Here is a 25,998-nt window from a genome sequence, read left to right on the forward strand (position 1 = left end):
AAGGCCTTCCGCAGGCGACTTCGACCGCCCGAAGCCAGCGGAAAAAGGGATCTCGGCCCATGCACGGCCAACGCTCGGAAAAAGTCCAGCATCACGCGATGCCAATCTCGCTTTCGCATGCTGTGCTCATATCTGTATAACTTATTATGTAACTTTATATTTATTATTAAACCAAATCAGATGTATTTTTTTATAATAATATGAAATATATTTCCTTTATTTAAGCAAGATGTTATATTTTATGCTTGCGCATGCTGTGCATGCGGTACGCACACGACGAAGGAGACACATGCCGACGATCAAACGACCTCCCAAGCTCCTCCTCATAGCCCTTGCGACGATGCTTGCATTCTGGGGCGTTTCCGGCGGATCCGCGCTGGCTTCAACCGGCGGGATCGGCCCGGTGGACGCTCTGTCTACCGAGGAGGCGGGCACCGAACCGCCAGCCGGCGAGACGACGCTCGGCGAGATGGATGCCGCCGGCGAGGACGAGCCGACCGAAACAGGCGGCCAACCAGAACAGCAAGCGCCCGGCGGCAGCGCCGACGGCGATGCGGGCGCTGAAACCCCATCCGATGAAAAATCGGATGCAAATGAAATCGAGGCGCTGACTTTTGACGGGGAGCCGGCCGGTGCCGAAGCGGAGCTGCGCGCCGACGCCATCCCGGTCACCAACGAAACCGAATTGCAGCAGGCGATGTGGGACATCCCCATCCGCTCGGCGGGAACCATCGAGCTGCAGAACGATTTTACCGTCTCGAGCGCTATCGACGCCCCCTTCAATCGGGTCATCACGTTGACCTCGAAAGAGGGAAGCACCTTCACCATCACGCAAACGGCGGCGAACGAGCGCCACTTCGACGTTGACGGCGGCAGCTCAAGCTACGACATGTCCCTCATCCTCGAAAACGTCACGCTCGACGGCGGCAACGTCGGCGGCGGCGTGCTCGTCGACGGCAAACGGGGCACGCTTACCCTGAAAGCGGGAGCCACGATCCAAAACTGCACGAGCAGCGCCTTCGGCGGCGGCGTGCATGTGAACCGCGGAGCGCTTTCCATCGAAGGCGGCACCATCAAGGCGAACACTACGACGAAGTCTGATACGACCCGCGGAGGCGGAGGCGTGTACGCAACCGGCGGCACCGTCACTCTGTCATCGGGGTCGGTCGAGAACAACAACGCCCGAAACGGCGGCGGCCTCAACCTCGACGGCTCGTCGACCTTCACCATGACCGGGGGCGTGATCACGGGCAACAGCAACACCTCGAACTACGGTGCCGGAGTCACGGTCGGCGGCGGCAGCTCGTTTACCATGAGCGGCTCGGCCCTCATCGAGAAGAACACCGACACCGGCGCCGGCGGCGGGGGCGTCATGGTGTACAAGGGCGATTCCGTGTTCACCATGGAAAGCGGCACGATCCGCGCCAACACAGCCGACATCCGCGGTGGAGGCGTATGTGTATACGGCAACGCATCCTTCGTGATGAACGGAGGCGTGATCGGCGGAGAGGATCCCTCCGACGCCAATACGGCGGAATCGGGCGGCGGCGTGAACCTCTACTCGGACTGGATGGGCAACGACCCCTCGTTCACGATGACCGGCAGCAGCCTCATCAAGAACAACACCGCCGACCAAGGCGGCGGCGTTTCCCGCTACAACACGGCCACCGCCACGCTCAAAATGTACGACAACGCCACCATCACCGAGAACTTTGCCGAAGTCGGCGGGGGCATGTATCTCGGCGGCGGATCGATCACCTACTTCGACATGTACGATTCGAGTTCGGTCCATCACAATACCGCAACGCGCAGCGGAGGCGGCATCGACTCGATTTCGACCGAATTCACCATGCACGACACGAGCTCCGTCCATCACAACACCGCAGGCGGCTGGGGAGGCGGCGTAGCCCATTGGAGCAACGACCTCATGATCATGAACGACTCCAGCTCCGTCCATGACAACGAAACCACTTCAAGCGGCGGAGGCATCGCGGTCACGAACCGAGCCGGCCTCGTGATGAACGACCAGGCTACCGTCGTAGACAACACGGCAGGCGAAAACGGCGGGGGCATCTTCACCGAGTACTCGGCTGCGACGCCCGCAAACCCCACCTCGCTTACCATGAACGGCGGTACGGTGGCGCGCAACACCGCGCTCGGATCGGAGAAAGGCGGCGGGGGCATCTTCTTCGACGGGCAGGCGAACAAAACCGTCACGCTTTTCATCAGCGGCGACAGCGTCATCGTAGACAATTCCGCGCCCAACGGGCGCGGCGGCGGCATCTACAGCAACGAGCCGCATTGGGGCCAGATGGTCATCGGACCTGATACCGTGTTCGACCGCAACACCGCCTCGGCGGCCTACATTCCGCCCGCAACGGTATTCGCCGACTACCCCTCCATCGAATTCTCGAGCATCAGCATCGCGGGCCTCGTGCCCCATCATCCGCTCAACAACTACGACATCAACTTCACGGGCGGCACACCGGCAACCACATACAAAGTGACGTACCACGGCAACGGAAACGACGCGGGGGATCCGCCCGCAACCCAGTTCTACGTCGAAGGCGCCGAGGTCACGGTCTCCGATGAGGCGACGCTCGGGCTCACCGACCACGACTTCCTCGGTTGGAGCACCGACCCGCTGGCAACCGACGCCGAATACGAGGCAGCCGACACGTTCAACATGCCGGCACGCGATGTCGACCTGTACGCCGTATGGAAGGCCCAGCCTCCGGCACCCGTGCTCTACACTGTAACCTACCACGGCAACGGCCACGACGCGGGCGATCCCCATCCGAGCGCGCAGTACGCTGCGGGAGAGCCCGTATCAGTGCTCGACAAGAACACCCTTGCACGCGACGGCTACGAGTTCATCGGGTGGCACACCGATCCCACAAGCGAAACGGCGCTCTATTCGCCCGCCGACGGGTTCTCCATGCCCGCCAACGACGTGGATCTGCACGCCATCTGGAAGGCGGTCGATCCCGGCGATCCCGAGGACCCCGACCCGAAGGATCCCGATCCGGCAGACCCCGACCCGAAGGATCCCGAAAAGCCAGGCGATGGATCTTCGGGCAAAACGGGAAGCGCGGCAAAGCTCGCGCGGACGGGTGATGCCGTATCGATTCTGCCCTTTGCAGCCGTTGCTTTAGCAGGCCTGCTCGCGGCTGGCGGAGCCTACGCGATTGCGAAACGCCGCAACAACTAGAAAAAGCCACCGGAAAACAGCAAAGGAGCCGCAGTTCACAATGAGCTGCGGCTCCTTTCGCTTGGTCGAGATCGTGCCTAGCGCACGCCGTACTCTTCGTAATACGCATCGAGCGCCGCCTTCACCGCGTCGTCGATGACAACCCTGCCCCGGCACTCCCTGTTGAGCAGATACTCGGTCACCTCTTCCATGGTCACAATCGCCGCCGTCGGGAAACCGTAACGATCGCGCACTTCGTCGAGAGCGCTCATCTTGCCGCCTTTGCCGACCTCCATGCGGTTGAGCGACACCATGAGCCCCTTGACGTCGACGTCCGCCTGCGATTTGAGAATCGGATGCGTCTCTTCGATCGACTTGCCCGACGTGGTCACATCTTCGACCATCACGACGCGATCGCCGTCGCGCAAATCGCTGCCGAGCAGGATTCCCGCATCCCCGTGATCCTTCGCTTCCTTGCGGTTCGAGCAATAGCGCACTTCAACGCCGTAAAGCTCGTTCAAGGCCATCGTGGTGATAACCGACAGCGGAATCCCCTTGTAAGCGGGGCCGAACACCACATCGAAATTCAGCCCGAACGAATCGTGGATAGCACGGGCGTAGTACCGGCCGAGGCGATGGAGCTGCGAGCCCGTCACGTAGGCGCCGGCATTCATGAAAAACGGGGATTTTCGGCCGCTTTTCAGAGTGAAATCGCCGAACTTAAGCACTTCGCTTTCCACCATGAACTCGATGAACTCCTGCTTGTACTGCTCCATGCGGCCCTACCCTTCGTTTCCGCTCTTATTGATTCGAATGCCGCCAACCATAGGATCGCACCCGATCGGCACGACCCTATGATACAAGACCGGGCGGCGGTTCGCACCTGTTTATCCGCTCGCCGTCGCAGCGCCCATATCCCAAAGCGGGAAGGGAGGGTTCGCCAGCGGTTTGGTCGCGATGGACATGAGTAGCATCGCGTTGTCATCGGCCGCGATCCTGTTCGAGGCGATCTTGCCGCACGAGGCGCAGCGATGGAGGATCGCCCACTCCCCGTTCTTGCGCACCCAAACTCCGATGGGTTCCATGACGCCCCGGCATAAAGATGCGCGATCGCCCGGGCGGTTATCCACATGCACGCTCGAAAGGCAGTGCGGGCAATGGTTGCGATGCTCGCTTCCAGCATCCTCGGGCACCACCACGCTTCCGCACACCGAGCAGGTGAAGCTCTCGATGCAGGCCTCATGGCGGTAATCGGGCCGACCGCGCCGCGCCGCACGATCGGCCTTCGCCGCAGAGTGCGCATGCGGCGGGCACCCATCCCGCACCGCTTCCCGCTCGTTTCCCGCCGAAGCCCGATCGCCTTGCTCTGCCAAACGGCCGAGCCGCATCGGAGTTCGACCGGTCTGCATGGCTTCGCGGTCGACTTGCTTCATCTGCCGAACAAGCTTGGAAAGGTTTTTCTCCCACTGCCGCTTGTCGCGCAAGAACCCTTCCTTGTCATCGGCAAGGCGCGTTTCGATCTTAAGCTTCAGATAGCTTTCCCACCGCTCGGGCGCAAGCTCGCCTTCGCGTATGGCCTCCGCTATCGCACAGCCCGGCTCGCCCTCGTGGCGGCAATCGCTGAATCGGCACTTGCCGAAATAGGCCTCGACGTCGGAAAATCCCTGGCTTAAACCCTCGTCGGCGTTCCACATGCCCAGCTCGCGCATGCCGGGCGTATCGATCAGCATGGCTCCGCCTTCCAGAAGCGTCAACTGCCGATGGGAGGTGGTGTGCCTGCCCCGTCCGTCGCTTTCGCGAACCTCACCGACAGCCATGAGATCATCTCCCGAAAGCGCGTTCACCAAACTCGACTTGCCTACGCCCGAAGACCCGAGCAGCACGATCGTCTTGCCCGGCTCGAGGTAGCGATCGAGCTCGCTGAGCCCCATCCCGGTCTTTGCGCTGATGGCACGCACATCGACGCCGAACGCAACGCTCTCGGCGATCTGTATGCAGGTCGATACATCTTCGGCGCAATCAGCCTTGGTGAGCACGACGACAGGCACAGCGCCCGACTGCCATGAAAGCGTCAGATACCGCTCGAGGCGCCGCTCGTTGAAATCGCCGTCGAGAGCCTGCATGACGAAAACGTAATCGAAGTTCGCGGCAACGGCCTGCTCGGCATGTCCTGAAGACGATGGATCGCGACGCGCGAAAAACGTCGATCGCGGCAGTGTTTCCCGAATCCGGCTTTCGCCATCCTTCACCCAGTCGATCATCACGAAATCGCCGACGGTAGGATGACACGACTCGGATGCGCGGTACTCTCCCCTTTTAAGACGAGCCATGCCAACGCCCTCCTCGCATACGATCTCGAACAAACCGCGGTGAACTGCGGTGATTCTAGCTGGTATTCCTGTAGCGCTCTCGGGCAACCGCAAAGGGTTCAGCCCGTATCTTTCCATGTTCATTGTTGGTACTCTCCTGGTGCTTCAATATTCCGTTCATTGATTTCTTCCTGTCTGCAAGGCTTCCCGCCAAAGAAAAATCCCGCCCGACGCGCCTTCGCAACCGTCAGAACGGGATCGTTCGATTAGGGGTATCATGCCAGATGGCATAGAAAAAGCACGTCAAGCGTGCCTTCGTTGCGCATATGCGCGGCTGGTTTCACGGAGGCGGTTCGGATGCCGTGCGGGCAGAACGAAATCTGCACCATGCGGCCATCCGCGGTATGAGGTTTTAGAGGGAAGCGACCTTCGCAACCGCCGGCATACATCAATCCTTTCACATTCCCTTTCGGGAAACAACGTTTGGACATAGTAACAGGTTGCACAAAGCAAATGCAAGCGATCCAGGCAGAAATCCACCGCCAAACGGCCGAAAGAGCACGGGAACCCCGCACTCGAAGCAGACGCGGTCATGAGACTGCTCTTGAAACATGGCAACGGAGAATGCCGATGCGGCGGCGATGGGCTGAAACTCCAAGGTGTATAATCGGCGGTCGCGGCTGCAACGCGCGTATGCCGGGTTTCAAGAAAGGAATCGCGTATGCTCTTCGGTGCTTTGGTCATCGACCTGCTCTTCATCGGATTGGGAGCGCTCATGCGCTACACCGCATTCGACCCGAACCCTACGTTCGGATATCGGACCACCCGCTCGATGCAGAGCCGCGAGGCGTGGGCATACGCGAACAGGAAAGGCGGCACGATGATGGCCGTCGTCGGACTTGCGTGCCTTGCAACGGCGATCGCATTAGCCGCATTCGACGGAGCAACCGGGCTCACCGCAACCGATGCGGGATCCGCCGCGGCAGCATGCCTGTACATGGGGCTGCCGCTCATCGGGATCATCGCAATCGTCCCCGTAGTGGAATGCGATCTGAAAAAGCGTTTCGACGGCAAAGGACGCGAAGGCCAAAACGCCTCTGTTCAAGCGGAGGCAACCGAGCCGACGGATTTCGACCAAACCGCATCGATGTCCAACTGCAAGCAGGGCGACACCGCCCCCCTGCGAAAGCAAGCGCCGCTAAGCCCGGTCGAGCGGATCGCGCTCGGCGTGCTGTGCCTTGCACCGCTCATCATCGCGCTCTGCGGGTTCGCCGCCCTTCCCGACACCATCGCCGTCCACTTCGCAGCCGGCGGCCCCGACGGATGGGCGCCCAAATCCCAAATCTTTCTTTTCGCCGCAATCATGGCCGCGAGCAATCTGCTGTTGACCTTCGCCTACCGCATTGCCAGAAACCAGCAGAAGACAGCCTCCATCGAAAACGCGGCACGCTCGATGCGAACGATTCTCTTTGCGGTATTCGCCTTCTGCATGCTCTCATCGAGCGGCGCCGTCGCCTATGTTGTTCTGGTAAACGCAAGTTAGCAGCGCGCGCACGCTGCCGAAGCGGGGCGCCGCTGCAGAGCGGGACGCGCCGCAGGACAGCGCGACCCCAAGTCGCGGCAAGCCCCGAACAACGACATGCCGCAGGGCAAAACATGCCCCTGATCGCAGTCTCCCGCCATCGGCTCGACAGCCGAGGAGCGGGGGCTCGGAAGCGGTTCCGACCGCCGGTCACTCGCCCAGAATCGCTTCCCCCGGAGGCTTGAATGCGGGCACCTTCGCGCCACCCGCGCGGTCGAGATCAGCCAAAAACCGCTCTTCCATGATGCGGTTGCGCGTGTTCCATGTGGCGCCCGCCACCGCATCGATCAGATCCTGCACCTCGTCCTCGGTAGCATTGGACCCGTCCACGAGGCTGACCGAACGCCCGCCGTCGGACTCTTCGTCGCGCGAAGGCCCGCCGGCTNACGACCTCGTCGGCAGCAGCGCCGGGGATTTTCGCGAAGCGGTCTTCGGGCTTCACGCAGAGCTTGGCCAAGCCGCCCGCCGCCGGATCCGACAGAAACGCCACGATCACGATGGTCGGCCAGAACTGGATGCACAGCGCCGCGAAGCGGTCGAACAGGTTGACCGGATCGACAAGACCCGTCATGGGATTGACGGCCTCGGTTATGCCCACACCCGTCATGAACGCCGTCATGACGATGCCGAGCACGAACATGATGAGCGTGCTGAAGAAGATGTTCTGCACGATGCGGAACCCAAGCGTGCCGGGTTTCGCATCGTAGTACTCGGCGGCGGCTCCCGCAATGCGCGCCAAGGGGATGACCGCCGTCACCACGAACGAGGTGACGAACGCGATCGCAAAGCTGATAAGGTAGAATATCGGGTCGATATGGGCGATTCCCTGCGCGAACGTCAGCGCAAGGCAGAGTATCGCCGCAACGATCAAGGAAAAGAACAGTCCGTAGAAAATATAGTACTTCTTGCTATACATCGCCGATCTCCTTGTCCTTCGTAAGGTGCCGGAGTTGACTCCGGCACCCGATCAATGTGAGCGAACGGAACCTATGCCACGACGAACAGCGTCTTCTGCTTCGCGTCGAGGCGCTGGTTCAACTCGTCGAGCGGACCGAACTCGATGCACTTCGATTGGCAGTGCTGCACGCAGGTGGGCACTTTGCCAAGGCCCCGGCGCGCCGCGCAGGTGTCGCACTGCTTGGTCGGAATGGGAAGATACGAGAACTGCCAGTTGTTATCGGCTTCGTCGCCGATGGGCCACGGCCCGATCTTCACAACCTGGATGCCGGTCTGGCCGACAGGCATTCCGTGCTCCATCTGGCAGGCGATCTCGCAGGAGTGGCAGCCCGAGCACCACTGGGCGTCCACGAGGATTCCGAATTTAGCCATGATTACTCACCGTCCTGTACTTTGTAGATCTTGCAAATCGAGCTCTTGTAGTTGGATCCGAAGCCGCTCTTGCCGGGAATCCAAGGCAGCGTGTTGTTGATGTTGAGGTCGAACACATCATAGAACTTCTCGGGGTCGCCCTCGGGGAACCACCAGCCGTGGTCGCACGAGACGATGCGGCGGTCCATGACGGGGGTGAGCTTCGCCTTGCGCTTGGCACGGCCCATCGGGCCCTCCATCCACACCCAGTCCCCGTCTTTGATACCGTATCTTTCGGCGGTTTCGGGATGGATCTCCATGAGCGGCCATGGGCGATAGTGACGCATGCGCTCGATCTGGCGATGCTCGGAGTGGAACATGCCCCAGAACCTTGCACCGCTCGTCATGACCAACGGGAACTCTTCCATGAGCTCGGGCGTCGAAGTCGGGCCGGGCTCGGGTTCTTCGAAGTACGGAAGCGGATCGAGACCCGCCTGGTTGTAGAAGTTGCTCCACAGCTCTATGCGGCCGGTCGGGGTGTTGAAGCCGGGCTTGCCGTCGGCGCGCAGCTTGCCGGTCTTGTAGCGATAGTACTCGATAGGCTGATACGCAGGCGCGACTTCCTGAAGCTCTTCAAACGTCATGTCGGTCGGTTTGAGCATATCGGTGAACATGTCGTCGACGTTGTCCCACGGCCAAGCTTCGGGATTCCACATTTTACCGAGCTCGAGGTTTATCTGCATGTCCGATTTGCACTCGCCCACATCGGTCACCTTGTTGATGGTGCTGCCGCGCTGCGCGCCCGATACGAACGCGATGCCGTTTCGCTCGGGGAACGTCTGGGCGGGCAGGACCACGTCGGCAAGCGCCGCGATGGTCGGGGTCTTGAACAGGTCGACGACCACGATGAAATCGAGTTTGTTGAGCGCATGGTACAGACGCTGCGGATCGGCTCCCATGCAGGCGATGGGGTTGGTGGTCTGCAGCCATGCACCGTGGATTTCGTAGGGCACGCCGGTCTCGATGGTCTTGACCGTCTCGTCGGGCTGCGATACCGCGAAGCCGAAGTTGTAGAGCGGGTAGTCCTGGATGCCGATGCGCTTGGCTTCCTGCTCGGGTCCCAGCACCTCGCGGCCCCAGCCGCCGGCAACCGAGAGGATCTCGGGCGCCACGATCATGCCGCCCGGGCGCTCCATGTTGCCCGTGATCTCCCAGAGAGCGAGAATGGCCTGACCGGCGGGCATAGCCTCGCGGGTCATGTCGACGGCCACGCCCCACTGCAGCGTGGAGTTCTTCGCGTTGCCGAGCATGCGGGCGGCCTTGACGATCAGATCCTCGGGCACCCAGGTGATCTCGGATACGCGTTTCACATCGAACTCGGCGGCGCGCTCTTTAAGCTCCTCGAAGCCGTAGCACCATTCGTCGACGAACTCGTGGTCGTAGAGATCTTCCTCGATGATGATCTTCATCATGCCGAGCGCGAGCGCGGCGTCGGTGCCGGGACGCACGCGCAGGTGCAACTCCGACTTCGAAGCGAGCCACGTAACCTTCGGATCAACCGTGACGAGTTTCATGCCGCGCTTCATGAGGTCGATGACCCAGTGGCCGTAGAATCCCTCGATGTTCGATTTCAGGGGATAGTTGCCCCAGATGAACATGACCTCGGGCACCTCATAGTCAGGATGGTCGTAACGCTCGGGGAACTGCTGGGCGGCGTCGGGGATCCACGGATGGCCCGTCGTCGCGGCCATGCCGGCGATACGCGGCAGATAGCACGCCTGGCCTGAAAGCAGACCCGTGTAGTTGGGAGAGCCGAACGACCAGCACAGGCGCGTGATGTACGCGGCGATGTCGCGACCGGTTCCCTGCGCGAAGATGACGGATTCGGCGCCGTACTTTTCCTTCATGTCCATGAACTTCTCGGTGATGAGCTCGTAAGCCTCATCCCACGTGATCCGCTCCCAGATATCCTTGCCGCGATCTTTGGGATCGCGCTTCATGGGATAGCGAAGGCGCTCTTTGTGATTGGTAACCTCGGGCACATCGAGACACCGCATGCACAGGCGGCCATCGGTCCACGGATCCTCGGGATCGCCCTCGCACTTAACGAGCTTGCCTTGCTCGTCGGTGTACATGATGACGCCGCACCCCAAATGGCACCCGGGGCCCGTCCATGCGCAACCGCGCGTCACATCGTAGTCCCCCTCGCGATAGTGGAACGGCTTTTCATGGTCGACCAGCTTGTAGTCGGTTCCCATTTGCTACCTCCTTATACTCGCTTATCGTCTCGCCCATCCGTCTGACCCGTCCGTCCGAAGACGGGATTCATCTGGATGCGGACGGAAGGCGAAGCGTCTTGCCGCCTCGTGCCGGCCGCCCGTTAGCTTGTCTTTACTTTAGAGACCGCGTATCATGAACACCATCGACCGATCGAATGGTTTCTTGGGGGAACATGCAAGACGAGACTATGGAAAAAAGCATGAGTGACGACGTTTCCCCACGTCAAGCGGCGTCATCTGCGTTCCTTCTCGTGGCGGTCGGCGGGTTTTCCCTCTTTTGGGCGGTCTTTCTTTCCATGTTGATGCGCAACTCCTTTCTCGATGTGGACATCGAGAACCTCTGGCACCACCTCGTTTTGAGAATCGCCCTCTTCGTCGGATTCGGCTTATGCAGCTTCGTCGTATCGCGAACCCCCGAAGGTGTCATAGGCAACCGTCGCCGCAACGTCATGACGGCGCTCGTCGCGTTGTTCTCGATCATCGCGGCTGTGTCTTCGGCAACGTATTTCATCACGCAGACAGCCCATCCGCTCGGTTTCGACCTCATCGTCTGGGCATTGGCGGGCGCGGGACTCTGCTGTCTGTTCTTCCTGTGGGTCGAATCGGTTTCCGCAGTGTCGCAGGCATCGATCGTGAAATGCCTAGCGCTTTCCGTCGTGTGCGGCTGCGGGTTCTATCTGGTGATAAACATGCTCCCCTCCCCATTCAACATCGCCATGCTGGCTGTTTGCCCGCTCATCAGCCTCGGCATCCTCAAGGCGCTTCCCCGCGAAACCGAGCGTTCGAGCGCCGAGGCGATCCCGCTCGCGGAATCGAAGAAAAACGCCCATATGTCCTGGGCGTTCGGGGCGATATACGTGGTGTACGGCATCGTGTTCGGCCTCGGCGCCGGATCTGTCACGCAGATTGCGGGAGATGCGGTTCTCTTCGTGGGAATCGCGGTACTCGCAGCGCTCGGCGCGCTTGCCGCCTACGCGTTCATGCAAAGATTCGCAGGTCGGATCGCGCAGAGCAACATGCTTCGGATGGTGTTCCCCTTCCTCGTCATCGCACTGGTTCCCATGTCGTTCATGTCGAACGTCGTATACACGCTCTGCAACCTTTTACTGCTCGGCGCGTACGTGTTCGTGCTGCTGACGAGCATCGCCTACGAGCTGCAGACGGCGAACAAGCGCAGGGCCTCGTATCTGTTCTTCATCGGCAGAAGCCAAACGGCGCTGTGCGTGGGCCTTATAGCGGGATACGGGCTCGGGCTTGCTGCCTCGGCAGCGGGAGCCATCAACCTTTCGGTGCTCTCCGCAATAGCGCTCGGCCTGGTCGTACTGTTGGCGGCATTCGTGACGTTCTCCCCTACCGAGCCCTTCGTGCACGGCACGGAAAACGGGGAGGCTTCGCCTGGAAGCGCAGGCGAAGCCGGCAGCGCTGCTTCGGAAGACGGTGCAGGCGCGGGCGATCCGTCGGGCGAGGGCCCGGCACGAGGCGAACACGAGCCGGGCCATTGGAAGGCGTGCTGCGCAACGCTTGCAGAACGTTACGGCCTCTCGCCGCGCGAAACCGAGGTATTCTACTACCTCGCAAAAGGCCGGGGAATCGAGCACATCCAAAACAAGCTGTTCATCTCAAGCCACACGGTCAAAACCCACACCTACAACATCTACCGCAAGATGAACGTCGGATCGCGCGAAGAACTGCTCGACATCATCGAAGACGAGAAACGTGCGCAACGCGGCGAATAGGCGCTACGACTGCTCGAGGACGGGAGCCATCTTCGCTTGGGCGGCGCGCGTCCTATGGCGGCGGCGAAGCAGCACGCCGGCCACACAGGCGAGCACCATCTGCACAATGGTCACCGAAACCCAGATGCCGTCGAGCCCGGCGATACGCGCCATGCCGAACACGACGAGCACCACGAGAACCGCCTCGCCGTACACGATGACGCTCGATGCGCGCGCATCGTCAACTGCATAGAAATACGACGTCGACGCATGGGTGAATCCGTAGAAAACGTAAGCCACCGAGAAGATGGGAAGAGCCCAGGCGATCAGCGCGGCAGTGCTTCCGGAGGCGCCGAACAAAAGCGGGATCTGCTCGCGGAAGGCGAACATGGCCGCAAGCCCCAGCACCCCAAGGCTGATCGTGATCAGATAGTTCGTATTGCGGAAGCGTCTCACGCCGTCGGCATCGCCCGCTCCGTAATGCTTGCTGATCAGCGGCTGGCTGCCGTCGCCGACGCCCTGTATGAGCATCTGGATCACGCAGGCGGTGTACGAGATGACCGCGTAGGCGGCTACAGCCGTCTCGCCGCCGTATGCGACCGCGTTCACGTTTATTGCGACCACGGTTGCCTCGGGAAGAAGCGTGAGGCCGAACGGCGCCATGCCGAGCTTGAGCACATGAGCGGCGATGCGGCCGTCCAAGCGCAGGTCGGCACGTGCGATGCGGTTGCGCTTCGCAAGGAAGAATGCAGCCACCAAGACAAACGCCGCAATCTGCGATGCGACGGTCGCTGCAGCCGCACCGGCGGTTCCCCAGCCCGCAAGGATGACGAACGCGTAGTCGAGGGCTACGTTCATCAGGCCGGCAAGAACCTGCACGACCATGGCGAAAGCAACCTTGCCCTGGTTTCTGATAAGCGGCGTGCAGCCGGTCACGAATATCTGAAACGGAACGCCCCAAGCGATGACCGCAATGTAGGCGATAGCTTGATTGAGCGTTTCACCCCTGCCGCCAAGCACCGTGAGAATGGGTTCGGCGAACAGAATGAGCGCAACCATGATGGGAACTGCCGCCAACAGCAGCATGAGAAACGTGGTGCCCACGGCCCGACGCGATTGAGCCGTATCGCCCGAACCCTTCGCGATGGACGATATGACGCCACCTCCCATGCCGATGCCCGTTCCGACGGCCATCACGAGAGCCACGAGCGGGAATGCCACGTTGATGCCCGCGAGCCCGGCATCCCCCACCGCGTGCCCCACGAAAACGCCGTCTACGATGCTGTACACGCTTGCAAGCGTGAACGTCAGCATCGTGGGCACGATGTACTTCAAATATTCTTTCAGCATTGCTCTGGTTATCATGATTCATTCCATCACTGCGTTGTCCGGTTTCATTTCAAGTGTTACTCTAAACCTTAAAGCTACTTGAAGGTAAAGGAAGAATTTGAGCGGTTCTTCGAATCTCCAAACCGATGAAGGGAAGCCATGGAACCGACGATCTGCTACGACATCAAAGACGCGGCACGCTACCTCGACGTTGCGCCTTCGACGCTGCGCTACTGGGAAAGCGCGGGCCTGCTGCGCCCCGAGCGCAACGCGGCAAACGACTACCGCCGCTACTCGGTGCGCGAGCTCATCGATGCCGGAGAGGTTGCGTTCTACCGCAAGCTCGGCGTTTCCGTCAAAGATCTCAAAGCCTATCGCGACCTTACCGTGAAGGAAATCGACGGCATCCTCGACCGGACCGCCGAAGATATAGAGTTCAGAATAGCCGATCTCGAAAGCATGAGAGAGCAGATCGAGCGTCAAAGACAGCTCAACGCATGCACCGAAGAGCTGCTTCCCGATACCATGAGGCACGCCATGGCCGGCATAGAGCGCATGGCAGCCCTCGACTACAGCCAGGCTGACATCTGGCAGGTGCTCGTACGAGAACCCTGGAGATACGGCGTGCTGATCGAAGCGGCGCATCCCGAGGCCATCGTCGAAACCGTCGTCGACACGCCCGTCGGCAGCGGGCAGGCGCTTTGGAAACGCGAGGATCTCGCCCCTGGATCGCAATGCCTCGAATGCCTGCTGCGCGTCGATGTCGAAGGAGACGGCAGCACCGCTCGGCAGCTGTTCTCTCGCGCGAAGGCGCAAGGCCTCGACCCCATCGCGCTCGTCGGCAGCTACCTTTTGACCGCTTTAGAGGAGCCGGGTGGCAAACGATGGGATTTCTACCACGCCTGGATCATCGGGTAGAATTGCCCGAAGCCGCACGCAAACCAGGGCAAAAGAAAACAGCGCAGAAAAAAGGCCCCGGGATCGCTCCCGAGGCCTTCAACCGATGTAATGCTAGCGGATCTCGCCGTCGAGCGTTACGCTTCAACAGCTGCGATCTGCACTTTGCACCATGCAATGTCCGCAGCAAGCGGAGTCCTTCTGGCTTCCTCTTCGGAGAGCGCCGCAAGCTGGGTTTCGAGTTCCCCCAGTTTCGCGCGGGCGGCAGCCGCGTCGATATCAGACACCGGGAGCGCCCGATCGGCAAGGATGATGACCTTGTCTCCGGTCACCTCGACGTAACCGCCCTGCAGCGCAAAGCGCTGCTTGTCGGCTTCCTTGTCGCCCTGGATGCGAACCACGCCATCCGAAAGCGCCGAGACCAGCGGCACGTGGCCGTGCAGAAAACCCATTTCGCCTTCGACGCCGGGTACGACCACCATATATGCTTCGTCGGAGTAAAGCTTAGCCGCAGGAGTCACGATGTCGCATATCAACTTCGCCATTAGTCTTCCTTCGTCATCTTATCGTAGGCAGCGTACACGTCCTCGATGGCGCCTTTGTACACGAAGCACTGCTCGGGGATGTGATCGCACTTGCCGTCGAGAATCTCGGCGAACGAGCGGATCGTATCCTCCATCTTGACGTAGATGCCCGGGTTGCCCGTGAAGACCTCGGCCACATGGAACGGCTGGCCCAGGTACTTCTGGATCTTACGGGCGCGGTTCACGACGAGCTTCTGCTCCTCGGAAAGCTCGTCCATACCGAGAATGGCGATGATGTCCTGAAGGTCCTTGTAGTTCTGCAGGATCTCCTGAACGCCGACCGCAACGCGGTAGTGCTCTTCGCCGACGATCTCCGGATCGAGCGCGCGGGAGGTGGACTCCAGCGGATCGACGGCCGGGTAGATGCCGAGCTCGGCGATGGCGCGGGAAAGAACCGTCTTCGCATCGAGGTGGGCGAAGGTCGTCGCCGGGGCGGGGTCGGTCAAGTCGTCGGCGGGCACGTAAACGGCCTGCACCGACGTGATCGAACCGGTCTCGGTCGAGGTGATGCGCTCCTGAAGGTCGCCCATCTCGGTAGCGAGGGTGGGCTGATAGCCTACAGCGGAGGGCATACGGCCGAGAAGAGCCGACACCTCGGAGCCCGCCTGCGTGAAACGGAAGATGTTGTCGATGAACAAGAGCACGTCCTGGCCCTGATCACGGAAATACTCGGCTTCGGTGAGACCCGCAAGGCCGACGCGAAGACGGGCTCCCGGAGGCTCGTTCATCTGACCGTACACAAGGCAGGTCTTATCGATAACGCCCGACTCGCTCATCTCGAGGTAGAGGTCGGTACCCTCGCGGGTACGCTCGCCCACGCCGGTGAACACCGAAGTGCCGCCGTGCTCCTGCGCGAGGTTGTTGATGAGCTCCTGGATGATAACGGTCTTGCCGACGCCCGCACCGCCGAACAGGCCGGTCTTGCCGCCCTTGACGAACGGTTCGATGAGGTCGATGACCTTGATGCCGGTCTCGAAGATCTCCGTGGTGGTAGTCAGCGTATCGTAATCGGGTGCCGGATGGTGAATCGGCATCCATTCCGCGATTTCGGGCATGGGCTTGCCGTCAACGGGCTGGCCGATGACGTTCCAGATGCGGCCCAAGGTGTTGGGGCCGACCGGCATCATGATCGGGTTGCCGGTGTCGACAGCTTCGACACCGCGGATCAAGCCGTCGGTCGACGACATGGCAACCGCGCGAACGAGGTCGCCGGGAAGGTGCGTTTGCACCTCGAGTACTGTGTCCACTTCCCCGATAGGGGTCTGTGCATGCACGGTCAGGGCGTTGTAGATCGCCGGCATCTGGTCCGGCGGGAACTCAACGTCAACGACAGGGCCGACGATACGGACGACGCGTCCTACCGCTCCCTGTTTGGCCGATGCATCATTCATTGTTTCAGCCATTTAATCCTCCAATGCCGCGGCGCCGCCAACGATCTCCGAAATCTCGGTGGTGATGGCGCCCTGGCGAACACGGTTGTACAATCTGGTCAACGAATCGACCATTTCGTTAGCATTATCGGTTGCCGACTTCATGGCCGTACGGCGGGCACCCTGCTCGCCGGCAGCCGAATCGATCAGCGCATGATACAGCGTGGTGCGAACGTAAGCCGGAAGCAGCTTATCGAGCACGGCAGCCGCATCGGGCTCGAACACGACGTCGCCCGCAAGCGACGGCTCGTCCTTCGAGCTTGTTTCCGCCGGCTCAGCGGCGGCATCCGCAATCTCCTCGATCAGAGAAGCGGTATCGACCGGCAGCACCAGCTCCTCGCGGAGCGTTTGCTCGGCCGCATTCTTCGCATGGTTATAAACGACGATAACCTCATCGAGGCTTCCCTCTTTATACCCTGCGATGGCGTAGGTAGCCAATGCAGTGGCCTCTTCGACCGTCGGATCGGCAGAAAGGTCCTTGAACTCCAGCACCGGTTTGATCTTGCGGTAACTGAAATAACCGATGGCCTTCTTTCCGCAGGCGGCAATGTGAACCTGCGCGCCTGCGGCTGTTTTTTCCTTCATGAGGCGCTCGACGTGGCGCAGCACGTTGCTGTTGAACCCGCCCGCAAGGCCTCGGTCCGACACGACAACCACAACAAGCACGTTTTTGATCTCGTCATGCTTTTGCAGCAGTTCGTTTTCAGAGCCACCTACACGCTCGGCGACGTTTGCGAGGATCTCGACCATGGACGTGGAATACGGGGTCGCCGATTCGACGCGCTCGGTGGCGCGACGGATCTTGGCAGCCGCAACCATTTCCATGGTACGCGTGATCTGCTTCGTCGAAGAGACGGATTTGATTCGTCTTTCTATGTCGTGAAGGTTGGGCATGATCTACCTGCCTTACGCCGAAGCAGAGGGCGAGAACTGGTTCTTGAACGCCTCGATGGCGGCATTCAAGTCAGTCTCGATCGCATCGGTGAACTTCTTCTCTTTCACGATATTCGCAAGGATCTCCGCATTCGAGGCACGCAGGTACTCGAGCAGCTCGCCGCGGAAGCGGACCACATCGCCAACCGGGATGTCGTCCAAGAAACCATGGCTGCCTGCATAGATGGCGACGGCCTGCTCCTCAACCGGCATCGGGTTGTAACGACCCTGCTTCAGAAGCTCGGTCATGCGAGCACCGCGGTTCAGCTGATCCATCGTAGCCTTGTCAAGATCGCTACCGAACTGGGTGAACGCCTGAAGCTCGCGATAGGAGGCGAGGTCGAGGCGCAGAGAGCCGGCCACCTGCTTCATGGCCTTGATCTGCGCTGAGCCGCCGACGCGCGAAACCGAGATGCCTACGTCGACTGCCGGGCGCTGACCCTGGTAGAACAGGTCGGTCACCAGGAAGATCTGGCCGTCGGTAATCGAGATGACGTTCGTCGGAATGTAAGCGGAAACGTCGCCTGCCTGAGTTTCGATGATCGGCAGAGCGGTCATCGAGCCAGAGCCGTTCTCCTCGGACATCTTGACCGCACGTTCGAGCAAGCGCGAATGCAGGTAGAAGATGTCGCCCGGATACGCCTCGCGTCCCGGAGGACGGCGCAGGGTCAGCGACATTTGACGATAGGCCACGGCCTGCTTCGACAGATCGTCGTAGATAACGAGCACATGGCGTCCCGGGTTCTCGGCGCTGGCGGGCTGGCCGTCGTCGCCGTTGTACATGAAGTACTCGCCCATTGCAGCACCGGCCATAGGCGCGATGTACTGCAGGGGGGCGGAATCGGAAGCCGAAGCGCTCACGATGATCGTGTAATCCATGGCGCCGTAGCGCTCAAGGGTCTCGACGATGCCTGCAACGGTGGACGCCTTCTGACCGATGGCGACGTAGATGCAGATCATGTCCTTGCCTTTTTGGTTGATGATCGCATCGACCGCAATGGCGGTCTTGCCGGTCTGGCGGTCGCCGATGATGAGCTCGCGCTGGCCGCGACCGATCGGGATCATCGAGTCGATAGCGAGGATACCGGTCTGCATGGGTTCGTGCACAGGCTGGCGGGCGATAACGCCGGGAGCCTTGAACTCGACCGGACGCATGCCGTCGGCCTGAATCGGGCCCTTGCCGTCGATCGGCATGCCGAGCGGATTCACGACGCGGCCGAGCATGGCCTTGCCAGAGGGTACTTCCACGATACGACCGGTCGTTTTGACCTGATCGTTTTCTTTGATTGCGGTGACGTCACCGAGGAGCACGGCGCCGACTTCGTCCTCTTCGAGGTTCTGAGCCAAGCCGTAGACGACCTGTCCGTTCTGGCCCACGAACTCGAGGAGCTCGCCTGCCATAGCGTCCTTCAACCCGTCGACGCGTGCGATACCGTCACCAACTTGGATAACGGTTCCGACCTCGCGCGATTCGACGCTGGTATTGAGGGCATCGAGTTGCTTGCGCAGTGCCTCGTCAATAGACTTTGCGGTGATTTCAGTCACTAGCATTCACCTCCATCTGTTGATAGTTTTAGCACGCTGCGAGCGCTTTCAAGCTGCGACAGGACGCTTGCGTCGATTCGCTTGCCGTTTGCACTCATGATAATGCCGCCCAAAATGGACTTGTCGATATGCTCGCGCAGTACGACTTCGGTGCCCAGATCGGCTTCGGCTTTTTTCTTTATGACCTCGCGCAAGCCATCGTCGAGGGGCACCACGGTCGTGACATCCACTACGGCGATGTTGAGCTTGCTTTCGATCTGCTCCTCGTAGCTCTTGAGAACCCGAGAGAACAACGCGATATCCCCGCGCTCCGCCATAACGGCCAGTACGTCGACCAGCACCGGATCGAACGCGGCAAACACGCTCCGCGCGATCTCGTTGCGCTGCTCGGCCGTATAGCCCGTATCTTCCAGAGCACCGGAAAGATCCATGTTCGAACGCATAAAGCCGACGATCTGCTCAGCCTGGTCGCGCACCTCGAGCACGGCGTCCTGTCCACCCGCCTCCGCAGCGGCGTCAAGCAAGACGCTCGCGTAGGTGGCTACTTCTTCCTTGATGACAAGACGATTAGTTGGCATTGAAACTACCTGCCTCGTTCACATAGCGCTCGACGATCGCGCGGTGCTCGTCATCGTTGAGATCGCTTCCGATCAAACGGGACGCAACGGCGATCGAGGTATCGGCAACCGAGCCCTGGAGCTCTGCGATGGCGGCTTTCTTCTCCGCCTCGATGGCGGCTTTTGCCTTCGCGATCATATCGCCGGCCTCTTCTTGCGCCTTTGCCGTGATGTCGGCTTTCACCGAATCACCGGTCTTCTTGGCATCGGCAACAATCTGGGCTGCCTGCGTTTTCGCCTCGGCGAGCTGCTGTTTGTACTCTTCGAGTACGCGCTCGCTCTCGATGCGAGCGGCTTCGGACTTCTCAAGAGAATCCTTGATGGTCTTCTCACGCTTATCGAGCATTGCGGCGAAAGCCGGCCAGCCGAGCTTACCCAGCACCACGCACAGAATGATGAAGCAGACGAGCATCGGGATGAATTCCGCCATGTTGGGCAGAATAGCCGAGATGCCGCCTGACTCTTCCTCAGCTGCGAACGCGAGCGCGGGAAAAGCAACAGACATGCCGCTGACAGCGAGTGTTGCCACACCCGTGCGAGCTATTGCTTTTTTCGCTCCTGCTTTCACTTGCTTTCCTCCTTAAAGCCTTTGTACGGCTAGATTTCCGAATAAAGGCCTAAAGTTAGACGATGAACGCGAGAACGAAGCCGATCAGGCCGAGAGCCTCAGCAAGGGCTGCGCCGATGATGAAGTTCGTGAACAGACGTCCCTGCAGTTCGGGCTGGCGCGCGGTAGCCATGCAGCAACCATAGCAGGCAATGCCGATGCCCAGGCCGGGGCCGAACGTTGCGAGGCCGTAGCCCACGAGTTTCAAGGCCGCAAGTCCAAGTGTAATTTCCACAATTTCCTCCTTTAACCGTCTTTGAGTCTGCTCTCAAAAACACTTAGCAACATATTTTCGACCGGCAGTGGAAGCGCCGGCGAAATCCAAATTTAGTGGTCCGACGTAGCCAGACCGATGTACACGGCGCTCAGGATGGTGAACACGTAGGCCTGCAAGAAAGCCACGAGCACCTCGAGGGCGTACATGCACAGCAAAAACGCGATCCAGCCGATAGCCGGAAGCGCCATGACGAAATCGGCGTTCTGAACCGCCGCCGTGATGAAAACGCTCGTAGCGAGCCCGAAGATGCCGAGAACCATATGGCCGGCGAACATGTTGCCGTACAGTCGGACGGCAAGGGTGAGGGCGCGCAGGATCGTCGAGAAAAGCTCGAGGAACCACACGACCGGCACCATGACGACGGGCAGGCCCGACGGGGCGAACGACTTGAGGTAGCCCAAGCCCCCCTTGCTCTTGATGCCCCAGTAGTTGAAGTACACAAACGAGATGATGGCAAGCGCCCACGTGACGCTGATCGAGCCGGTCGGCGTTTTGCAGCCGGGGATCAGTCCTACGAAGTTGCTGATGAGAATGAAGAAGAACAGCGTCGCCAGAAACGGGATGTGACGCTTGTAGCCATGCCCGATCGGATCTTCGCCCATATCCTTGCGGACGAACTGGTATCCGTATTCGACCATGTTGACGAACTTGTTGTTGGGTACGAGCGTGAGCCGCTTCGAAGCCGCCAAAACCACCACAACCGTGAGAATGAGACAGATGATCATCCAAAAGGTGTACTGAGTAAGTCCAAACGCACCCGATCCGACGATATACGCCGAATCAAACGAATGCACGAGGTGCTCGGCCCCTTTTGAGAGTTCTGCAAGAGCGTCCACGTATCAACCCTTTCCTTGTTTTACTTCTTAACCAGTTTGCTCGCACCGTACACAACCGCCGAGACGATCAAAGCCGCAACCTCGGCAAGCGTGAACGGCAACACCGCATCGCGGGCGACCACGATGCAGACGATAAGCGTTCCCGCGAGAAGCACGAACGACCCGAATACCCCCAGAAGCAAAGCGCCCGCATGACCGAGATTACTGGTCGGGGTGGCCTTTCGAGCCAGCCCGAGACCCGCTATCAAGGGCATGAAGCCAACAACCCCGCACGCCGCTCCGAGCACAATCGGAAGTATCATGTTCTGCTTTCTGTCCAGAAACGTGTACAAGTCATACAAAACCATCAGTATGGTAACGGAACTTCAACAACCTTCTGCGAGAAAGCGGCGAAAATGAAGAAAAAACTTGGTAAATGGAGCCTCTTGATCGGAAAAACTGAATAAAGCTGATCCGACAACGCTGCGATGTGCGGAAACGGTTTCAAGGTTTTGCATAAAACGGCCGAGAGCGGCGTTTCGCGGCGACCGTTCGCCGACAAGCACGGCGCAGCCGCCGCCGAAAGGCGCGCGCGTCGCATAGACGAGCCGAAGCGCTCGCCACCCCGCGCGCCGCAACGAGCGCTACCCTTCGAAGATGCGAACCTTGATGCCCGATTCCTCGATCATCGACATGGCGAGCTCGTCGGGATACGGGTTTTGGTACACGATCTCCTCGATACCGGCGTTGATGAGCATCTTCGCGCACACCACGCAGGGCTGCGTGGTGATGTAGATCGAGGCGCCCGTGATGTTGATGCCGTAGCGGGCGGCCTGGATGATGGCGTTCTGCTCGGCATGCAGACCACGGCATATCTCGTGGCGCTGCCCGCTCGGAACGCCGAGCTCGGCTCGCAGGCATCCCGTTTCAGCGCAGTGGCGAAGCCCGGTCGGAACTCCGTTGTAACCGGTTGCGAGGATGCGGCGGTCCTTGACGATGACCGCCCCCACCGCACGGCGCAGGCAGGTAGTTCGAGTCGCGACCTCGGTCGCGAGCTTCATGAAATACTCGTCCCAGGAGGGGCGGTCGTCGTAGCTCATCGGGTCCTCCTACTTGGTTCCGAAAATGCGATCGCCGGCATCGCCCAATCCCGGGACGATGTAGGCGTCGTCGTTCAGGCTTTCGTCGATGGCACAGGTGAATATCTGCACATCGGGATCCGCATCGAGCACGCACTCGATGCCGACCGGAGCGGCAACGATCACCATGAGGTTGATCGTTCCGCCCACGCCGCGCTTGCGCAGGTATTCGATGGCGGCCGTCGCAGAACCGCCGGTCGCAAGCATGGGATCGACCACGATGACATCGCGGTTGGCGATATCTTCGGGTAGCTTCGCGTAATACTCGACCGGTTCGTGGGTCTCTTCGTTGCGGTACATGCCGAGATGCCCGACCCGTGCGGCAGGCATGAGCTCCTGCACTCCTTCGACCATGCCGAGCCCGGCACGCAGGATCGGCACGATGGCGAGCTTCTTGCCGCTGACCTTCTTGCAGACGGTCTTGCACAGCGGCGTCTCCACCTCGACGTCGGCAAGCGGCAGGTTGCGGGTTGCCTCGTAACCCTCGAACAGCGCAAGCTCCTTGATAAGCTCGCGGAACTTCTTCGAGGAGGTGTCCTTGTCGCGCAGGATGGAGAGCTTGTGCTGCACCATCGGATGGTCGACAAGGGTCACGCGTTCGTATTCGGTAGCCATGCTTGAGTACCTTTCATCGATTCGGATCGGGCAGATAGCGCAAACGGCCGGGCGGCTGCGCGGCATAGGCCCGCAGCCGCCGCAAGGTCGCTTACGCGCAAGTGTATTCCGGATAGAGCGGATGGGCCTCGAGCATCGCATCGACTTTCGAGCGCACATCGGCGAGCATCGCATCGTTTTCGGCATTGAACACCGTTGCGGCGATAAGTTGGCCCACCTGGTAGAAATCGTCGGCCGTGAAGCCGCGGGTGGTCGCCGCAGCCGAACCCACGCGAATGCCGCTCGTGACGAACGGGGAACGGGGCTCGTTGGGAATCGAATTCTTGTTCACGGTCAACCCGACGCTTTCGAGCAGCTTCTCGGCATCCTTGCCCGTCACGTCGGCGGGAGTCAGGTCCACGAGGCACAGATGGTTGTCGGTGCCGCCCGACACGAGGCGCAGGCCTCCGTCGATCATGCCCTCGCCGAGACGGCGCGCATTCTCGACCACGTGCTCGATGTAGGTCGCATAATCGGGCTTCAGGGCTTCGCCGAACGCGACCGCCTTGCCCGCGATCACGTGCATGAGCGGGCCGCCCTGCGCACCGGGGAACACGGCCTTATCGACCTTCTTGGCAATGTCCTCGTCGTTGGTGAGGATGAAGCCGCCGCGCGGGCCGCGCAGCGTTTTATGGCTCGTCGAGGTCACGATATCGGCATGGGGCACCGGGCTCGGATGGGCTCCCGTGGCAACAAGGCCTGCGATATGCGCCATATCCACCATGAAGTAGGCGCCGACTTCCTTGGCGATGGCCGCCATGCGCTCGAAATCGATCGTGCGGGGATAGGCCGAAGCGCCGCCCACGATGAGCTTCGGACGCACGTCCTTGGCGATGCGCAGCACGTCGTCGTAATCGATCGTCTCGGTCTCGGGATCGAGGCCGTAGGCGGCGAAGTTGTAGAACCTGCCCGAGAAGTTCACGGGCGAGCCGTGGGTCAGGTGACCGCCCTGATCGAGGCTCATGCCGAGCACGGTATCGCCGAGCTCCAGCAAAGCCGTGTAGGCGCCGAAATTCGCATTGGCTCCCGAATGGGGCTGTACATTTGCGAATCCGCAGCCGTACAGCTCGCACGCGCGGGCGCGGGCGATGTCTTCGACGATGTCGACCTTTTCGCAACCGCCGTAGTAACGCTTCCCAGGATAGCCTTCGGCGTACTTGTTGGTGAGCACGCTGCCGACCGCCTCCATGACCGCAGGCGACGTGAAGTTCTCCGACGCGATCAGTTCCACGCTGCCGCGCTGCCTTGCGAGTTCTTGCGATATGGCATCGGCAACCTGTGGATCTTCCTTCGAAACGTAATGCAGCGGCATGGCGCATACCCCTTTCAACAAGGTCGGTAAAATGATTTTTTCCATGCTAGCACAACAAGCGTTCGCTTTCGCGCACCGCGCGAAAAAGGGCCGTTCCGCGGATGCGGAACGGCCCTCATCGAAATACGGCGAAGCCTTTGCTTCCCGCTGCAACCGAGCTTACAGAGCGCCGCCTGCGAACGCCTGGCTGAGCGCGGTGTCGAATCCGGGGCCGGGCTCCCAGGTGTTGCCGTTGAGCACATAGGGAAGATCGACGGTGTTCGTCTCGACCGGAGCCTCGCCGATTCCCTCCATGAGCATGGTGCCCATCATCTGGTTGAGCTCATCCATGGATTTGCTCATAGCCTCAGGATCCTCGGTGAGCGCCGTCACCTTATCCATGAAGATGTTGATGCCCTCTGCGAGCGACTTGCAGGTGATGGTCACGGTTGCGGTGGCGTTTTCGCCGTCAACCGTCACGTTGTCCACCGAATAGTCGAACCCATCGAGCCACGTGCGGCAGAACTCCTCCATGTCGATGCCGTACTCTTCGAGCCCGGCGTTCGCCGCGCCGGCACCGGCCATGATCTCGTCGAGAGCGGCCTGGTCGAGGTTCTTGATGCTTTCAAGCTCCTCGGTCACGCCTTTGCGGATGACATCCTCGGCGGACTCCCCGCCGCATGCCACAAGCCCGGTGAGCATCGTAGCCGCAAGCGCGACGGCGAGCGCAAGCAGCGCCCCCTTTGTAAGCGATTTCTTCGTTGTTTCCAATTTCCCTCCTAGAAATACCGTACATCTACACGTCGCTCAGTATACAAGATGTTATATGAACATAGGCGGGAATAATGAAATTATATGTTTGCTTATTCGTACCATTCACGGACGGGGCAAGCGGGCAAGCCCCGAACCGGCAGCCGGAAGGCATCGCGGGGAAATGCGTCGATTTCACATTTGATCAGGAAAAACACGCTGCTCATCGAGGAAGCCTGCAAACCCCCTGCCGGATGCCGACTAGTCGAGCGCCATGATCTTCTCAACGCGGCCGGCATGGCGCCCGCCACCGAACTCGGTTGCGATGAACGCATCGAGGATGGCCTCGTTTTCCGCAAGCTCGACGAAACGGCCCGAAAGCGCGATCACGTTGGCATCGTTGTGCTCGCGGCACAGCGCGGCGAATTCGGGGGTGACGATGTTGGCCGCGCGGACGCCTGCAACCTTGTCGGCGGCCATGGCCATGCCGATGCCGGTTCCGCAAACGAGCACGCCCCTATCGGCTCGATCTTCGGCGACGTCGTGCGCGACGAGGGCGGCGTAATCGGGATAGTCGACGCGATCGTCGGTATCGGGTCCGCGATCGGCGACGTCGTGACCCTGTGAAACCAGATAGTCAACCAGCTGCTGCTTCTGTTCGAATCCCGCATGATCGCTTGCTATCGATATCCTCATCGCTAACCTTCCTTCGCCTTCACCGTTTCATCGCCGCCCGCAATCGGACGC

The 25,998-nt window shown here is 60.5% G+C and carries 23 protein-coding genes; 4 read left to right on the plus strand and 19 right to left on the minus strand.

The features are described from left to right. Window positions 1-289: 289 nt before the first annotated feature. Window positions 290-3,211 carry an InlB B-repeat-containing protein gene (locus tag C1719_RS10985; RefSeq protein ID WP_180963568.1) on the plus strand — a complete coding sequence of 974 codons (2,922 nt, stop codon included), beginning with the start codon at window positions 290-292 and terminating at the stop codon, window positions 3,209-3,211. Between the two features lie 77 nt (window positions 3,212-3,288). Here C1719_RS10985 and pyrE read toward each other — a convergent pair whose 3' ends face one another. Both pyrE and rsgA read right to left on the minus strand, forming a co-directional pair. After that, window positions 3,289-3,966 (minus strand): orotate phosphoribosyltransferase, encoded by a 678-nt coding sequence (pyrE, locus tag C1719_RS10990; RefSeq protein WP_102375147.1) that lies wholly within the window; start codon window positions 3,964-3,966, stop codon window positions 3,289-3,291. A 111-nt stretch (window positions 3,967-4,077) separates the two neighbouring features. Next, entirely contained in the window at window positions 4,078-5,520 is a 1,443-nt protein-coding gene (gene rsgA / locus C1719_RS15900; protein WP_219717857.1) for a ribosome small subunit-dependent GTPase A, read from the minus strand. Between the two features lie 700 nt (window positions 5,521-6,220). Between rsgA and C1719_RS11000 the strand changes: the two genes are divergently transcribed. After that, window positions 6,221-7,042, plus strand: coding sequence for an SdpI family protein (locus C1719_RS11000; RefSeq protein WP_102375148.1), 822 nt, complete (start codon window positions 6,221-6,223; stop codon window positions 7,040-7,042). 1,026 nt (window positions 7,043-8,068) lie between these two features. Here the strand turns inward: C1719_RS11000 and C1719_RS11010 are convergent. Together C1719_RS11010 and C1719_RS11015 are read right to left on the minus strand one after the other, a co-directional pair. Further along, entirely contained in the window at window positions 8,069-8,410 is a 342-nt protein-coding gene (locus C1719_RS11010) for a 4Fe-4S dicluster domain-containing protein (RefSeq protein ID WP_102375150.1), read from the minus strand. 2 nt (window positions 8,411-8,412) lie between these two features. Further along, entirely contained in the window at window positions 8,413-10,647 is a 2,235-nt protein-coding gene (locus C1719_RS11015) for a molybdopterin-dependent oxidoreductase (protein ID WP_102375151.1), read from the minus strand. A 221-nt stretch (window positions 10,648-10,868) separates the two neighbouring features. Here C1719_RS11015 and C1719_RS11020 point away from each other — a divergent pair, with 221 nt between their 5' ends. Then, window positions 10,869-12,404, plus strand: coding sequence for a response regulator transcription factor (locus C1719_RS11020; RefSeq protein ID WP_180963569.1), 1,536 nt, complete (start codon window positions 10,869-10,871; stop codon window positions 12,402-12,404). Between the two features lie 3 nt (window positions 12,405-12,407). Here C1719_RS11020 and C1719_RS11025 read toward each other — a convergent pair whose 3' ends face one another. Continuing rightward, on the minus strand, window positions 12,408-13,748 hold the full coding sequence (locus tag C1719_RS11025) for an MATE family efflux transporter (RefSeq protein ID WP_102375153.1): 1,341 nt from the start codon (window positions 13,746-13,748) through the stop codon (window positions 12,408-12,410). A gap of 123 nt (window positions 13,749-13,871) precedes the next feature. Here C1719_RS11025 and C1719_RS11030 point away from each other — a divergent pair, with 123 nt between their 5' ends. Then, window positions 13,872-14,630, plus strand: coding sequence for a MerR family transcriptional regulator (locus C1719_RS11030; RefSeq protein WP_102375154.1), 759 nt, complete (start codon window positions 13,872-13,874; stop codon window positions 14,628-14,630). A gap of 116 nt (window positions 14,631-14,746) precedes the next feature. On the opposite strand, the gene atpC is transcribed toward C1719_RS11030, so the two are convergent. From atpC to rpiB, 14 genes are all read right to left on the minus strand, one after another. Next, the gene (gene atpC, locus C1719_RS11035; protein WP_102375155.1) at window positions 14,747-15,154 is read right to left on the minus strand and encodes an ATP synthase F1 subunit epsilon; all 408 of its coding nucleotides are present in this window, start codon (window positions 15,152-15,154) and stop codon (window positions 14,747-14,749) included. Further along, window positions 15,154-16,596 (minus strand): F0F1 ATP synthase subunit beta, encoded by a 1,443-nt coding sequence (gene atpD / locus C1719_RS11040; RefSeq protein ID WP_102375156.1) that lies wholly within the window; start codon window positions 16,594-16,596, stop codon window positions 15,154-15,156. Before atpD ends, atpC begins: the two co-directional genes overlap by 1 nt. Beyond that, window positions 16,597-17,517, minus strand: coding sequence for an ATP synthase F1 subunit gamma (gene atpG / locus C1719_RS11045; RefSeq protein WP_102375157.1), 921 nt, complete (start codon window positions 17,515-17,517; stop codon window positions 16,597-16,599). It lies immediately after the preceding gene. A gap of 12 nt (window positions 17,518-17,529) precedes the next feature. Then, window positions 17,530-19,107, minus strand: a complete 1,578-nt coding sequence (gene atpA, locus C1719_RS11050) for a F0F1 ATP synthase subunit alpha (protein WP_180963570.1) — start codon at window positions 19,105-19,107, stop codon at window positions 17,530-17,532. Then, window positions 19,101-19,679, minus strand: coding sequence for an ATP synthase F1 subunit delta (gene atpH, locus C1719_RS11055; protein ID WP_102375159.1), 579 nt, complete (start codon window positions 19,677-19,679; stop codon window positions 19,101-19,103). Before atpH ends, atpA begins: the two co-directional genes overlap by 7 nt. Next, entirely contained in the window at window positions 19,669-20,286 is a 618-nt protein-coding gene (atpF, locus tag C1719_RS11060; protein ID WP_102375160.1) for a F0F1 ATP synthase subunit B, read from the minus strand. Before atpF ends, atpH begins: the two co-directional genes overlap by 11 nt. 55 nt (window positions 20,287-20,341) lie before the next feature. Further along, window positions 20,342-20,560 carry an ATP synthase F0 subunit C gene (atpE, locus tag C1719_RS11065; RefSeq protein ID WP_102375161.1) on the minus strand — a complete coding sequence of 73 codons (219 nt, stop codon included), beginning with the start codon at window positions 20,558-20,560 and terminating at the stop codon, window positions 20,342-20,344. Between the two features lie 92 nt (window positions 20,561-20,652). After that, window positions 20,653-21,438, minus strand: a complete 786-nt coding sequence (gene atpB, locus C1719_RS11070) for a F0F1 ATP synthase subunit A (RefSeq protein WP_102375162.1) — start codon at window positions 21,436-21,438, stop codon at window positions 20,653-20,655. 20 nt (window positions 21,439-21,458) lie between these two features. Beyond that, complete coding sequence (locus C1719_RS11075) at window positions 21,459-21,740, minus strand: hypothetical protein (RefSeq protein ID WP_102375163.1); 282 nt, start codon at window positions 21,738-21,740, stop codon at window positions 21,459-21,461. A gap of 321 nt (window positions 21,741-22,061) precedes the next feature. Further along, a complete protein-coding gene (locus C1719_RS11085) occupies window positions 22,062-22,517 on the minus strand; it encodes a deoxycytidylate deaminase (protein ID WP_102375165.1) in 456 nt (151 codons plus the stop codon). Window positions 22,518-22,526: 9 nt separating this feature from the next. Continuing rightward, window positions 22,527-23,171, minus strand: a complete 645-nt coding sequence (upp, locus tag C1719_RS11090; RefSeq protein ID WP_102375166.1) for a uracil phosphoribosyltransferase — start codon at window positions 23,169-23,171, stop codon at window positions 22,527-22,529. A gap of 91 nt (window positions 23,172-23,262) precedes the next feature. After that, window positions 23,263-24,522: a serine hydroxymethyltransferase gene (glyA, locus tag C1719_RS11095; RefSeq protein ID WP_102375167.1), complete on the minus strand. Its 1,260-nt coding sequence runs from the start codon at window positions 24,520-24,522 to the stop codon at window positions 23,263-23,265. A 159-nt stretch (window positions 24,523-24,681) separates the two neighbouring features. Beyond that, entirely contained in the window at window positions 24,682-25,272 is a 591-nt protein-coding gene (locus tag C1719_RS11100) for a hypothetical protein (protein ID WP_102375168.1), read from the minus strand. 240 nt (window positions 25,273-25,512) lie between these two features. After that, window positions 25,513-25,947 carry a ribose 5-phosphate isomerase B gene (gene rpiB, locus C1719_RS11105; RefSeq protein ID WP_102375169.1) on the minus strand — a complete coding sequence of 145 codons (435 nt, stop codon included), beginning with the start codon at window positions 25,945-25,947 and terminating at the stop codon, window positions 25,513-25,515. Between the last annotated feature and the right edge of the window lie 51 nt (window positions 25,948-25,998).

The organism is Raoultibacter massiliensis (assembly GCF_900199545.1).
Taxonomy (GTDB): Bacteria; Actinomycetota; Coriobacteriia; order Coriobacteriales; family Eggerthellaceae; genus Raoultibacter; species Raoultibacter massiliensis.